Source organism: Algoriphagus sp. (genome assembly GCF_024305035.1).
GTDB lineage: Bacteria > Bacteroidota > Bacteroidia > Cytophagales > Cyclobacteriaceae > Algoriphagus.
In genome coordinates, this window is the sequence record NZ_JAMWZB010000002.1 from 138190 (window position 1) to 151640 (window position 13451).

General features: G+C 43.4%; 11 protein-coding genes. 4 read left to right on the forward strand and 7 right to left on the reverse strand.

Features of this window, described 5'->3' with window-relative positions; genetic code table 11:
- The first annotated feature begins 153 nt into the window (after positions 1–153).
- Positions 154–2628, forward strand: coding sequence for a DPP IV N-terminal domain-containing protein (locus tag Q0L00_RS01585; RefSeq protein WP_297335106.1), 2475 nt, complete (start codon positions 154–156; stop codon positions 2626–2628).
- Positions 2629–2780: 152 nt separating this feature from the next.
- Here the strand turns inward: Q0L00_RS01585 and Q0L00_RS01590 are convergent, their stop codons facing one another.
- From Q0L00_RS01590 to Q0L00_RS01600, 3 genes are all read right to left on the reverse strand, one after another.
- On the reverse strand, positions 2781–3134 hold the full coding sequence (locus tag Q0L00_RS01590; protein ID WP_297335107.1) for a hypothetical protein: 354 nt from the start codon (positions 3132–3134) through the stop codon (positions 2781–2783).
- Positions 3135–3640: 506 nt separating this feature from the next.
- Positions 3641–4984 (reverse strand): ATP-binding protein, encoded by a 1344-nt coding sequence (locus Q0L00_RS01595; RefSeq protein WP_297335108.1) that lies wholly within the window; start codon positions 4982–4984, stop codon positions 3641–3643.
- Positions 4974–6356, reverse strand: a complete 1383-nt coding sequence (locus tag Q0L00_RS01600; protein ID WP_297335109.1) for a sigma-54 dependent transcriptional regulator — start codon at positions 6354–6356, stop codon at positions 4974–4976. Before Q0L00_RS01600 ends, Q0L00_RS01595 begins: the two co-directional genes overlap by 11 nt.
- A gap of 196 nt (positions 6357–6552) precedes the next feature.
- On the opposite strand from Q0L00_RS01600, the gene Q0L00_RS01605 reads away from it, so the two are divergent.
- On the forward strand, positions 6553–6981 hold the full coding sequence (locus tag Q0L00_RS01605) for a peptidylprolyl isomerase (RefSeq protein ID WP_297335170.1): 429 nt from the start codon (positions 6553–6555) through the stop codon (positions 6979–6981).
- 57 nt (positions 6982–7038) lie between these two features.
- On the opposite strand, the gene Q0L00_RS01610 is transcribed toward Q0L00_RS01605, so the two are convergent.
- From Q0L00_RS01610 to rsfS, 4 genes are all read right to left on the reverse strand, one after another.
- A complete protein-coding gene (locus tag Q0L00_RS01610) occupies positions 7039–7869 on the reverse strand; it encodes a hypothetical protein (protein WP_297335110.1) in 831 nt (276 codons plus the stop codon).
- Entirely contained in the window at positions 7866–8642 is a 777-nt protein-coding gene (locus Q0L00_RS01615) for a UDP-2,3-diacylglucosamine diphosphatase (protein ID WP_297335111.1), read from the reverse strand. Before Q0L00_RS01615 ends, Q0L00_RS01610 begins: the two co-directional genes overlap by 4 nt.
- Before the next feature lie 61 nt (positions 8643–8703).
- A complete protein-coding gene (gene ftsH, locus Q0L00_RS01620) occupies positions 8704–10803 on the reverse strand; it encodes an ATP-dependent zinc metalloprotease FtsH (protein ID WP_297335112.1) in 2100 nt (699 codons plus the stop codon).
- Between the two features lie 63 nt (positions 10804–10866).
- Complete coding sequence (gene rsfS, locus Q0L00_RS01625) at positions 10867–11214, reverse strand: ribosome silencing factor (RefSeq protein ID WP_297335113.1); 348 nt, start codon at positions 11212–11214, stop codon at positions 10867–10869.
- A 62-nt stretch (positions 11215–11276) separates the two neighbouring features.
- Between rsfS and Q0L00_RS01630 the strand changes: the two genes are divergently transcribed.
- Together Q0L00_RS01630 and ahcY are read left to right on the forward strand one after the other, a co-directional pair.
- Positions 11277–12047, forward strand: coding sequence for a biotin--[acetyl-CoA-carboxylase] ligase (locus Q0L00_RS01630; protein ID WP_297335114.1), 771 nt, complete (start codon positions 11277–11279; stop codon positions 12045–12047).
- 74 nt (positions 12048–12121) lie between these two features.
- Entirely contained in the window at positions 12122–13441 is a 1320-nt protein-coding gene (gene ahcY / locus Q0L00_RS01635) for an adenosylhomocysteinase (RefSeq protein ID WP_297335115.1), read from the forward strand.
- The last annotated feature ends 10 nt before the right edge of the window (positions 13442–13451 follow it).

Consider the following 13451-nt stretch of genomic DNA (forward strand, 5'->3'; position numbering starts at 1 on the left):
GATTGTGAAGCTGGTGTTAAGGGGGGATGAAAAATCCCACCGATCAAAAAAAAATAATCCGAAAATTGCCGATGTTGGAATTTTACGCAAGCGGTAAAGCTACATTTTGGCCTGGGCTTTAGTTTAGAAGCCTGAATATAAACTCCTAAGAATATGCAGAGAATAATTGGTGTAATTGCCCTCTTTTTTACCTTGGCCCAAGTGCAAGCGCAAGAGCCGGTGTACAAAGGAAATTATGAGTTGGCGGCGAGATTTTCGCCTGAGAAAGTGCGCAAAATGATCTTTTCGACCAGTGTGAATCCGCATTGGATGAAAAAATCTGATCGTTTTTGGTATGAATACGAAACCAGTAATGGGAAAAATTGGTATGTAGTCGATCCGGTTCGAAAGACGAAAACTGAGCTTTTTGATCGGGATAAACTTGCCGCAGAAATTACCAAGGCCGTCAAAGATCCATTTGATGGACAGCATTTGAAACTGGATGACTTGAAACTGATGGATGATGAAAACACCATTCGCTTCAAGGTAAAAAGTACGGCCGATGTCCTAAAATCAGACTGGGAAGAAATCAAGGAGAAGAATAAAAACGCAAAGGATTCCTTAGAAAAAAAGGTTCATACCTTCCTATGGAATATTTCTACTCAAACCTTAACCGAAATCGAAACCGAGAAGGATCCCAAGCGGCTTTCTTGGGCAAACATTTCCCCAGATTCCTCCAAAGTAGTCTATGCCAAAAACTACAACCTCTACTGGATGGACAAAGAGAACTTTTTGAAAGCAGTAGCGGATGAAAAGGATTCTACAATCGTGGAAAACCAATTGACCCAGGATGGTGAAAAAGATTACGAATATGGATGGGGAGGTAGAGGAAATGACAATGTTGAAGAAGAAAAGGAGAAAGACGATCGAAAGCGAGTGGGGGTACTTTGGAGTTCAGATTCCAAACAATTTGTGTTCACGCGCACGGATCAGCGCGCAGTAAAAGACCTTTGGGTAATTCATCATACGCGTGATCCGCGTCCCACTTTGGAAACTTACAAATACGCCATGCCTGGAGAAAAAGAGCAGCCACAAACCGAGTTGTTGCATTTTTCTTTTGACCAGATGGAGTTAACTAAATTACCGATCGCCACATTTAAGGATCAAACCGTTTCCCTTTGGTCCACGACTCCGGCGGCAAGTACCCGAGATGATGATTTTCGTCCAGCTACCTGGCTAGGCGATTTAGATGAATTTTATTTTGCCATTACCAGCCGAGACCTGAAGCGAGTGGATGTGGTTCGATGGAATATTACCACCCAAGAAAAAGAGGTGGTAATCCAGGAGCGATCCAATACTTACATCGAATTTACCAAACTGGAACTTCTCGACGATGAATTGATCTGGTGGTCTGAACGAGATGGCTGGGGACACCTTTACCTCTACGGAAAAGATGGCTCCATAAAGCGACAGCTTACCTCTGGACCTTTTCATGTGGGTGGGGTGGCACGCGTGGATGAGCGGAATCGTAAGGTCTATTTTGTTGCCAATGGGCGAGAAAAAGACGAAGATCCCTACTACGAACATTTATACAGCGTCAGTCTGGATGGGGGGGCAGTGAGCTTGCTCAATGCCGGTGATTTCAATCATGACATCGATATCAATGACAAGGCTTCCTACTTTGTGGACACGTATTCCCGGGTAAATACGACTCCGGTTTCTGTGCTTCGGGATAGAAATGGAACCAAGGTCATGGATTTGGAAACGGCGGATTTGAGTCAGCTTTTTGCCGCAGGCTATCAATTTCCTGAGCCGTTCAAATTCAAGGCCGATGATGGAATTACAGATTTGTATGGGGTCATGTATAAGCCTTTTGATTTTGACTCTACACGAACCTATCCACTGATCCAATACGTCTATCCTGGTCCCCAAACAGAAGCGGTAAACAAGTCCTTTGGCCGATCCTTTGACCGGACAGACCGCTTGGCTCAGTTTGGATTTGTGGTGGTGACCTTGGGGAACCGGGGTGGGCATCCCGCCCGTTCCAAATGGTACCACAACTATGGTTATGGAGATTTGAGAGATTACGGGTTAGCGGATAAAAAAGCTGCGGTGGATCAATTGGCCGATCGCTACGATTTCATTGATCGAAATAAAGTCGGGATTCACGGACATTCTGGTGGAGGGTTTATGTCTACAGCTGCCCTGCTGGTTTACCCTGAGGTGTTTAAAGTTGCTGTTTCCTCTGCCGGAAATCATGAAAACAACATCTACAACCGCTGGTGGTCTGAGAAGCATCACGGGGTTCAGGAGCGCATTACTCCCAAGGGGGATACCACATTCGTCTATCAAATCGAGAAAAATCCAGATTTGGCCAAAAACCTGAAAGGGCACCTGATGCTTTCCACTGGTGATGTGGACAATAATGTGCATCCGGCGGGTACCATCCGAATGGCAGAAGCATTGATTCAAGCAGGAAAGCGATTTGAATTTGTGCTATTGCCCGGACAGCGCCATGGATATGGTCCGATGGCCGAGTATTTCTTCTGGAAAATGGGCGATTATTTCGTTCGTCATCTTTTGGGAGACCATACCCCACCACCGGTAGATATGATAGAGATGATGAGGGATAAACCTCAGGACAAATAGGGGGCACTCGAATCAGGAGGAGAACAAGATGTAAAACCTTTGATTCTGGATTTTCCGGAATTAAAGGTTTTTTTTCTTAATAAGGCGAATAGCAAAGAGATTTCCCTGTCCATCTCAGTGGATGAGCTCAAGGCAAACCAAGCAAGATCCAGCTAGTTGAATTCTTTTATTCGAAGAGTATACTGGATAGAATCCTCAAATCTCTTGATCGGCAGGGTTGGTTGAGTATCCGGAAATCGGTAAATGGGCATTTCAGCTTTTGGGCTTGGCCAGGGTGTAGCATCCATTTCTCGATCCAGAAAAAGACGTTTAGGGCTAAGGTTAGCTGCCGAATCTATTAAAAAAGAGCCCTTTTTGCTCAAATCTAAAGCCCTGATACTATCCTTTTGTCGGGGTTTGAATTTTTTCAAATCTTGGATACTCAGTTTTTGTTTTTCCGGTTCTTGAGAAAAACCGAATAGGATTACTCCAAAAGTCAACACCAGAACGCTAAATAGAAACTTCATAGGTGGATCAGGTTAGATAGGATATTCAGGTTTTTAACGCAAGAATGGATGCGATGGATGGGTTAAATTAGCGCTATTTGATCTTTGGAATCAGTTTTCCTGTTAAAATTTCTTTAGCCTACCCATCGGAATCCTTCCAGGAATGCCCTTCAGGTTAAGCATGAGTTTCCCTGATCGGAGTTTCCAATAGAAGAAAATTAAAAACCTGTTCCAGTAGCCCGAGCCCAACCCCAGTCCAATATAGCGAACTGCTGGGGGTAGGTAACGCTCAGGATAAGATCGAATGCATTTGGAATCTAACTGGTCAGAAAGCTGGGTAGACCCAATAATCGGGATCAGTCGGCCAGGAAGGCGTTTTTTAGAGTACGAAAAAAAACAAGTTGAACCAACACCGACCGGGTGCCAAGAAAAGGAAATATTCTTTCTGGAAAGAAAATGGACCTAAAGCCTGGTAGAGCAAAAATAGAAAGTCCAAAATTTCAGGCTATTCCTTGTACCGGGGGTTCTTATCCATTAAAGATTAGTTTAAAAGTCGTTCCTTCTCCTTGAATTGATTTTACTTGAATATTCCCTTTGTGACGACGCATGATTTGCTTGGATAAGCTGAGTCCGATTCCGGAGCCTTTTTTCTTGGTGGTAAAAAACGGAATAAAAATCTTGCTGAGGGCTTCTTCTTCGATGCCTTTTCCTGTATCACAGACTTCGATGATTATTTTTCCTGCCTCATCAATGTAGGCTCGAAGACGGATGATTTTTTGATCCGAATCTTCCAAGGCCTGAATGGCATTTTGGGTTAGGTTGATCAAAACCTGTTCTATTTGAGTTTGATCCCCAAACAGAATTAACTCTTCTGGTTCGAGCTCTTTGATCACTTTGATATGGCCCGCATCAATTTGATTATGGAGTAGGATTTCCAATTGCTCAAAGAGTCCTGAGATCCGAATACTACTAAATTTGGGGGCCGGAATATGTGCCAGACTCCGGAAATCGGAAACAAAGCTAATCAGGCCCTCACTTCGCTTTTCGATCGTGCTGATTCCCATCATGCAGTCTTCCATGTCAGAGGGACTCAGCGCTTGGTTGTTTTCCATTCGGTCCTCCAGTTCACCCTTGAGCGTGCCGGCCAATGAAGAAATTGGAGCGATGGAATTCATGATTTCGTGGGTCAGGATTTTGACCAAATTTTGCCAAGCCTCCATCTCTTTCTCCTCGAGTTCGGACTGAATATTTTGGAGGGAAACCAGTTTGAATTTTTCTCCCCGCATCACCAGCTCGATGACATAAACCGAAAGCTGCATAATGCCATCGGGATGGGCGATTTTTATCAATTCACTTCCGCCCGTTCTCAAATTTTGGATGGCTAAGTGCAGCTCTTTATTGATGTTTTCGATTTCTGAAATATTCTTCAGCTCATCCACATTGAGAATCCGCTTGGCTGCCACATTAAAAATCTGGATATCCCCGTTTTCTCCATAGGTCAACAAGCCAATGCTGAGATGCTTAAATACCGATCGAAAATATTGGTAGTTGGCCTCTTTTTCAGCTTGATCTTCTTTTAGTTTTGCCAGTATAGCATTGAATTCGATATGGAGATCATCCGTTTCTGTCCCATCAAATTTGACGGGATAGACTTGGGAATATTTATCCTGTTTGATGTTATCAAGAAAAGTTCGGACTTTTTTGAAGGAACTTTCCGAATAGCGAACCAATAAAATCACTTGAAAAATCACCAAAATGATGAAAAGGGAAGTCATAAAGACTCCCCAATCATCAATCATAGTGTAGGATAAAAAGAAAAGTGAGACGGCAAGCAGGACGATTCGTCCCAATAGCCCAACTTTATAGTCCATATTTTTCCAATCTTCGATAAAGCGAAGCTCTTGTCAATCCAAGTTCTTTGGCAGCTTTGGAAATATTTCCCCCGTTTTTGTCAATGGCCCGCTGAATGGTACTTCGCTCCATATCATCGAGATTCAAGGTATTGGATGCAGGTGCTTTTTCAGAGGCTGGCTTGGCCGAAAGAAAAAAGAAATCTCTTGAATCTAATTCATCACCATCTGCCATGATGATTGCCCGCTCAATGGCATGCTGCAGCTCTCGAATATTTCCAGGCCAAGTGTAGCGTTGCAAAAGGTCCATAGCCGCCGGGCGAAACCCAATGAAATTTTTGCGATATTTTTGGGAGTATTGCTTCAAAAAGTGATTGGCCAAGGTCGGGATGTCATCTTGCCGCTCCCGGAGTGGGGGAAGGAATATTTCTACGGTATTGATTCGATAAAGCAAATCCTGTCGGAAGGTGTTTTCCATTACCATCTCATGCACGTGCATGTTGGTTGCGCAGATTAAGCGGATATCAACCGGAATAGCTTTATTGGTACCGATCCGGGTAACCTCCCGTTTTTGGAGGACCGTCAGAAGTTTGGATTGCAGCGGCATGGAAAGATTTCCAATTTCATCTAAAAAAAGTGTTCCCTTGTCGGCAATTTCAAATCGTCCGGCACGGTCATCTTTGGCATCGGTAAACGCACCCCGCTTATGCCCGAATAGCTCCGACTCAAATAAGGTCTCTGTAATTGATCCCATATCCACCCCTACAAAGATTTCATCTTTACGAAGGGATCGCTCGTGTATCGCTCGGGCGATAAGTTCTTTTCCCGTCCCGTTTTCTCCAAGGATCAGGATATTCGCATCGGTCTGAGCAACTTTATCAATAATGGAAAAAATATTCTTCATCGAAGCGGAATTCCCGATAATATCGGTGTAAGGTTTTTTCAAGTCGGACTGAAGCTGTTTTTGTTTCTTTTGCAGTTTGTCCACCTCATTGTAGCTTTCCTTCAGCTTGATGGCAGCTGAAAGCGTAGCGATAAGCTTTTCATTTTGCCAGGGTTTGAGGATAAAATCTGTTGCTCCTTCTTTGAGTGCCTGTACGGCCATTTCCACATCTCCAAAGGCAGTGATCAAAATAACGACTGCTTTGGGATCGATTTCTTTGATTTGATTAAGCCAGTAAAAACCTTCTTTGCCCGAGGTCGTGTCTTCCCGAAAATTCATGTCCAAAAGGATCACATCGTAATTATTGTTATTGATCAAAAAAGGGATTCTACGGGGGTCCTTTTCAATCATCACTTCCTTGGCGTGCTTTTTTAGAAGCATTTTTGCTGCAAAAAGCAAATCTTCGTTGTCGTCAATGATGAGGATTTTTCCTAAATCTTGGTTTTCCATGATGGTCTTGTTCAGTCTTGGTTATGTGAAAAATGATGCCAAGCGCCAATTTACGATAATTAGGGCATTTTGAGGAATTGACTGTCCGATTTTGTACGTAATTACATCAATATCGGACATTATATCGGACATTTTGTTGATTTTCCTGCCCCGTATATAATTTGTATCTTTGTTCTTTAATCAAAAAAGAATAATTATCATGCAAGCAAAAAAAGGTGATAACGTACAAGTACACTACACGGGAAAATTGGAAGACGGAAGCGTATTTGACTCCTCTATTCAGCGCGAACCACTCGGATTTACCTTGGGTGGGGGACAAATGATTCAAGGCTTTGATACAGCAGTACACGGTATGGCTGTTGGCGATAAAAAAACAGTGACCATTCCTGCTGCAGAAGCGTATGGTGAGCGAAGAGATGATATGATGATTGATGTCCCTTTAACTCAGGTACCTGAGAATATTACCCCAGAAATCGGAATGCAACTTACCCTTCAAGGTGGAAACGGCCAACCGATGCCTGTGACGGTGACCAATATGGACGAGGAAAAAATTACCTTGGATGCCAATCATCAGTTGGCAGGGAAAGATCTGATTTTTGACATTGAGCTGGTCAAAATCGGTTAAGATTTTTGATCAAATTCTTCGAAACCCGTTCTGGAGATTGAATTCAGATCGGGTTTTTTAGTACCTATTTTGTATGGCATGGGGAATGGCATAAAGTTCGATTCGGTCCTGGAAGATCAGTGCCATTCTTTCTTGACCAAATTGGACTTGCCGAACTTCGGTTTGATCCAAACTCAGCAAGGTCCTGGTTTGCCGGCTGGGAATATGATAGGATTGAATCGTTTGGTCTTCGACCCAAAGCAATTGGTCCTGATAGTAACAAATCCGGTCAAAACTGGGGACAGGGATTTTTTCCAAAAAATTGGCTTGATTGTCAAAGACAAAAACCCCGCTGCTTTCCGTATTGACAAAGAGCCGATTTTTGATTTCACGGATCTCTTTGATTTCCAGGTTTTCGGTAGTCAAAATCAAGTTAAGAGGCTGTTGATCCAGGACAACCTTTCTTCGGTAATCCATCCGCTTTAGACTAAAATCGGATTCATCCCAGACCCAAATAATGGTTCCATTTCCCAGAGTAGAAGCTTTGGCTAGATTGATTTGAGGAAAAGGATATCGGCCTTCGGATAGTGGGTTTAAAAACCGGTCTAAGATTCGAAATTCCTGCCGAACTTCTGAAAAGCTAAAAATAGTGACGGTCCATGCTGCTTCGAGTTGTTGTAATTTGCCTTGCTGTGGAGGCGAAAAATAATTGGTTTGATTTCCATTTTCATCAAACAGATATAAATCTCCTTGCAGGGTCGAGAGGTATAATTGATCTCGATTGTCAAAGGAAAGCAGGTCAAAATCCGGAATGCTTAGGGTGGCAATGGGGGAGGATTCCAAGGTGGATTGGGCCGAAGATTCCCAATAGCCCAAAAGGAGTACCGGGAGAATTCTTAGCAAGCTCATCCTCGGAAGGGTTTAAGTTTAGCCTGCTTTCCGTCAAACTCCAGGAAAGTACATTGATTCACCCATTCCCCCAAATTGAAATAGACCGAATGGGGATGGATGGGGATTTGCAAAGGCAGATGCCGATGGCCAAAAATGTAATAGTCATGGTGTTTTTTTTCCTCTAGCTCTTTGCAATATTGCCAAAGCCATTCATCTTCTCCCAAAAAATGATCCTCGCCCTTTTTGAGATTGGTAATGCGGCTTTTACCGGACCAGGCTTTAGCCAAGCGAATGCCCAAGTCGGGATGAACCCATCGAAAAACCCACTGTGCGAGCGGATTGGTAAAGACTTTTTTCAATACTTTATACATCGAATCCCCAGGGCCCAAACCATCGCCGTGACCGACTAAAATTCGTTTGTTTTCAACCATCAACTCAATGGGATGGTGGTAAATGGGGATGTCCAATTCTTGGGTAAAATAGTCTTTCATCCAGAGATCATGATTCCCCGTGAAAAATAAAATAGGGATTTGTTTGGTTCTGAGTTCGTGAATTTTTGATATAAAGGGGATAAAACCTTTGGGGATGACTTCCCGGTATTCAAACCAAAAATCAAAAATATCTCCGACTAGAAAAATGGCGGCGGCTTCCTGCTGAATTTCATCAAGCCAACGGATGATTTTTTGTTCTCTAATTTTGCTTTCCGAACGATCAGGCGCTCCCAGGTGAAAGTCAGAGGCAAAAAACAGTTTTTTTCCGTTCAATGAGAAATTATGGGGATCGGTTGGCATGCTGAAAGATAAGGGACGCTACAAAAATAAAAAAGCCCCGAATCTTCGAGGCTTTTTATTGCTATTTTTCTGTTTTGGGCTCAGGGTCTATCGCCGAAATGGATTCCTCTTGAACCTCCGCATCCGGCTTTGAGCTTTCTTTGTCTCGGGAATCGGGAGCAGGAAGAGTCGCTTCCGGTTCCAAGTTGGGCTTAACTTTATCTTTCTTATTGGTAAAGGCTTGGTAGGTGGTCTCTTTTTCAAAAGGTCTTTTCCCTATTAACTTTTCCAAGTCAGACTGGAATAAGATTTCCTTTTCCAATAACTCTTTGGCCAAGATCTCCAATTCCTCTCTTTTGTCTTTCAGCAGGTCAAGGGTTCGCTTGTAGGCAAACTCAATTAACTTATGAACCTCTTGATCGATCAGTTCGGCAGTAGCCTCTGAGTAAGGTTTGGTCATCTTGTATCCATCGCTTTTACTCTCGTAAAAAGAGATGTTCCCCAGCTTTTCATTCATCCCGTAAACCGATACGATGGAATAGGCCAGTTTGGTAATGCGCTCCAAATCGGAAAGCGCTCCGGTAGAAATTTTTCCAAAGATGATTTCTTCGGCCGCTCTACCGCCTAAGGTCATGCACATTTCATCGATGAGCTGTTCGGTTTGATAGAGGAATTGTTCCTTAGGAAGGTATTGAGCATAGCCTAAAGCAGCCACTCCACGCGGTACAATACTTACTTTGACCAAAGGATCTGCGTGCTCCAGGAACCAACCGGCTACCGCATGACCTGCCTCATGATACGCTACAATTTTCTTCTCCTCAGGAGAGATGATTTTATTCTTCTTTTCCAATCCACCGATCACCCGATCGACTGCATCCTGGAAATCCTGCATATCGACTGCAGTTTTGTTTCTACGCGCAGCAATTAATGCAGCCTCATTACAGACGTTTGCAATCTCGGCACCTGCAAATCCCGGAGTCTGGGCTGCTAATTTTTTGGGATCAACATCCTCACTGATTTTAATCGGCTTGAGGTGAACTTTGAAAATGGCTTCTCTGCCCACGATATCCGGCTTGTCGATGGATATCTGACGATCAAATCGACCGGGTCTCAACAAGGCGCTGTCCAACACATCGGGTCGGTTGGTTGCGGCAAGAACAATCACCCCGGTGTCTGTGCCGAAGCCATCCATCTCCACCAAAAGCGAATTTAGCGTATTTTCCCGTTCGTCGTTCGAGCCGGGCATTTGGCCTTTTCCTCTAGATCTACCAATGGCGTCTATCTCGTCAATAAAGATGATACAGGGTGCTTTTTCTTTGGCTTGCTTAAACAAATCTCGAACTCGTGCTGCTCCCACACCGACAAACATTTCAACGAAATCCGAACCGGATAACGTAAAGAAAGGGACGCCTGCCTCTCCAGCCACTGCTTTTGCCAATAGGGTTTTACCGGTTCCCGGAGGTCCTACCAATAAGGCACCTTTAGGGATTTTACCCCCAAGCTTTGTGAATTTGGAAGGATTTTTTAAAAATTCAACAATCTCTTGAATTTCCTCCTTGGCTTCATCTAATCCAGCCACATTGTCAAAGGTGATTTTCACCTTATTTTCAGCATCAAAAAGCTGCGCTTTGGATTTGCCTACATTGAATATTTGACCACCGGGTCCAGAAGGCCCTGCCATTCTTCGCATCATAAACCAGAAGAATACAAAAAGCAAGATCAAGAAGCCAAAGCTACCAAACCAACTGCTCCAATTCTCTTCGGTTGTGACTGAGTAGCCTATCCGTTGATCTGCTTCCACCTGTTCTTCCAAAGCATCAAAATCGGTGGCAAACTTATCCGAGGAAGCCACCTGTAGGGAATAATGTGGCCCATTGGGATTGAAGAAACTGGAATTTGCTTCCAACTCGGCTCTATATTTTTCTTTAGAAAGTGCTGAGGGCTTGAGGGTGACATCGACCCGGTCCATGTTTTTTACAATCATGACTTTGGCGATATCGCCTGAGCGATACATGTCTTCAAATCGCCTCTGAGTAATGTCTACCATGGATCCCCGCTGCTGAATCCAAGTAAGTCCAATCAAAACCAAGATGGCCGCTATAATTAGCCAAAATTGGAAGCCTGGCTTTTGCGGTGGTTTTGGGACAAATTTTTTGCCTTTATTATTCGTGTTCTCGCTCATCTATTTTTGATAATTCTATAAACTTATGTTCAAACGGCCAGGTGGCCTGAAAGTTTGTGGAAATTAATTGACTTGGACCATTTTTGCATCGCCCCAGAGTTCTTCCAAACCGTAATAGTGTCTTTTCTCCTTAAGAAAAATATGGGCAACCACATCGACATAGTCCATGAGTATCCATTGTTTGCCGCTTTTTCCTTCTTTTCTATAGGGGAGGGATTCCCCGGCTTTTACTACTTGCTCTTCTATTGAATCTGAGATAGATTCCATTTGGGTGTCTGAGTTTCCAGAACAAATTACAAAAAAATCAGCTACTGAATTTTTGATCTTTCTTAAGTCCATGACTACAATATCGGAGGCTTTTTTTTCCTCCATTCCTTTTACAATGATTTTGCTCAGCTCTTCTGCTGTCATATTATTCGTTTAATTTTGCAAAGCCTAAATAAACTATTCGCTATTAGGCAAACTCAATAGTTATGTATAAAATTCTTGCCAACACCATTTTTTTAGGAAAAGATATACATTTCCTGCCAGTCTGTCACTCAAGCAATGACATTGCGCTCCGATTAGTCAGGGAAAAACAGGCTATGGAAGGAACCATTGTCGTTTGCGCTGATCAAATCCGGGGAAAGGGACAGCGGGGTAATGCATGGGAAACCCAAGCCGGGAAAAATTTAACCTTTTCCCTGGTATTGAAGCCAGATTTTTTGGATCTGACGGAACAATTTTACCTCAATATGGCTATTTCAAATGCCATACGAAAGATTTTCGAAGAATATGTTTCCGATATTCAAGTGAAATGGCCCAATGATCTGGTGGTGCCTGGGTTTGGGAAAATTGGTGGCATATTAATCGAGAATATTCTGGGCACCAAAGGCTGGGAGTATGCTGTAGTAGGTATTGGGTTAAATATCAATCAGGAGGTATTTTCAGCCGGTCAGGCAACCTCGCTTAAAAAGTTAACGGGCTCGGAATTTGATTTGGAGGAGATATTCCGTCTTTTGATTATTCAGATCGAGCAGAATTATATCCGATTAAGGCAACATGCCTTACTGCCCATCAAACAGGAGTACTTACGCTACCTGTTTCTCTGGGACTCATGGCAATCCTTTGACACAAAATACGGGACGGTAAATGGGAAAATCTCAGGGATCAATCCCCTGGGAAAACTTGAATTGACACTGGAAAATGGTGAGATTCAATTCTTTGATTTTAAGGAGATTCGCTTTCCAAGCATTGGAATTTGATTTTAAATTCCAAGATTTAAGCGGTACCTTTGCACGAGTTTTTGAAAAAGATTTTAACAATTAACACAATTCATATGTCAGAAATTAAATCTGAAAAATTTATTCCGTTTAAAGTAAAAGATATCTCACTGGCGGACTGGGGAAGAAAAGAGATCAAACTCGCCGAGGCAGAAATGCCCGGATTAATGGCTTTAAGAGAGGAGTATGGTGCTTCTCAACCTTTGAAAGGAGCGCGGATTGCAGGTTGTTTGCACATGACCATTCAGACTGCCGTTTTGATTGAAACGTTGGTAGCCTTGGGAGCGGAGGTGACTTGGTCTTCCTGTAATATTTTTTCCACCCAGGATCACGCAGCGGCGGCGATAGCGGCCGCAGGAATTTCAGTTTATGCCTGGAAAGGGATGACTGCCGAAGAGTTTGACTGGTGCATTGAGCAGACCTTGTTTTTCGGCGAAGAAAGACATCCCCTCAATATGATTTTGGACGATGGGGGAGATTTAACCAATATGGTCTTGGATAATTACCCGGAATTGGTTGCCGGAATACGAGGTTTGTCTGAGGAGACGACTACCGGTGTGCATCGGCTGTATGAGCGCATGAAAAATGGCACTCTTCCGATGCCGGCTATCAATGTGAATGATTCGGTAACCAAATCCAAATTTGACAATAAGTATGGGTGCAAGGAATCTTTGGTCGATGCCATTCGAAGAGCTACCGATGTGATGATGGCCGGAAAAGTCGCTGTCGTAGCAGGATATGGGGATGTGGGGAAAGGATCTGCGGCTTCTTTGCGAGGTGCAGGTGCCCGAGTGATTGTCACTGAAATCGATCCGATCTGTGCCCTTCAGGCTGCCATGGATGGGTTTGCGGTGAAAAAAATGGTGGATGCTGTCAAAGAAGCGGATATCGTCGTGACAGCTACTGGAAATAAAGACATCATTACCGGTGAGCATTTCTTAGCGATGAAAGATAAAACCATCGTGTGTAATATTGGCCACTTTGATAATGAAATCGATATGGCTTGGTTGAACAAAAACTACGGACATACCAAAAACGTGATCAAGCCCCAAGTAGATTTGTATGACTTAGATGGGAAGGAGTTAATTATTTTGGCAGAAGGCAGATTGGTGAATTTGGGATGTGCGACTGGACACCCATCGTTTGTCATGTCAAATTCCTTTACCAATCAGACTTTGGCTCAGTTGGAACTTTGGGAAAAGCATGAGGAATACCAGCCAGGAGTCTATGTACTCCCCAAAAATCTTGACGAAAAAGTAGCTGCACTTCACCTGGCCAAATTGGGTGTGGAGCTGGAGACTCTTTCCCAGGATCAGGCAAAATACATCGGTGTAGAAGTCCAAGGACCATTTAAGCCGGAGTATTATCGATACTAAAATCCGTTTT

Bases quoted from the DNA above. Each gene is read 5' to 3' on its own strand.
- Q0L00_RS01585 (WP_297335106.1), top strand. From the start codon at position 154: ATGCAGAGAATAATTGGTGTAATTGCCCTCTTTTTTACCTTGGCCCAA.
- Q0L00_RS01590 (WP_297335107.1), bottom strand. From the start codon at position 3,134: ATGAAGTTTCTATTTAGCGTTCTGGTGTTGACTTTTGGAGTAATCCTA.
- Q0L00_RS01595 (WP_297335108.1), bottom strand. From the start codon at position 4,984: ATGGACTATAAAGTTGGGCTATTGGGACGAATCGTCCTGCTTGCCGTC.
- Q0L00_RS01600 (WP_297335109.1), bottom strand. From the start codon at position 6,356: ATGGAAAACCAAGATTTAGGAAAAATCCTCATCATTGACGACAACGAA.
- Q0L00_RS01610 (WP_297335110.1), bottom strand. From the start codon at position 7,869: ATGAGCTTGCTAAGAATTCTCCCGGTACTCCTTTTGGGCTATTGGGAA.
- Q0L00_RS01615 (WP_297335111.1), bottom strand. From the start codon at position 8,642: ATGCCAACCGATCCCCATAATTTCTCATTGAACGGAAAAAAACTGTTT.
- ftsH (WP_297335112.1), bottom strand. From the start codon at position 10,803: ATGAGCGAGAACACGAATAATAAAGGCAAAAAATTTGTCCCAAAACCA.
- rsfS (WP_297335113.1), bottom strand. From the start codon at position 11,214: ATGACAGCAGAAGAGCTGAGCAAAATCATTGTAAAAGGAATGGAGGAA.
- Q0L00_RS01630 (WP_297335114.1), top strand. From the start codon at position 11,277: ATGTATAAAATTCTTGCCAACACCATTTTTTTAGGAAAAGATATACAT.
- ahcY (WP_297335115.1), top strand. From the start codon at position 12,122: ATGTCAGAAATTAAATCTGAAAAATTTATTCCGTTTAAAGTAAAAGAT.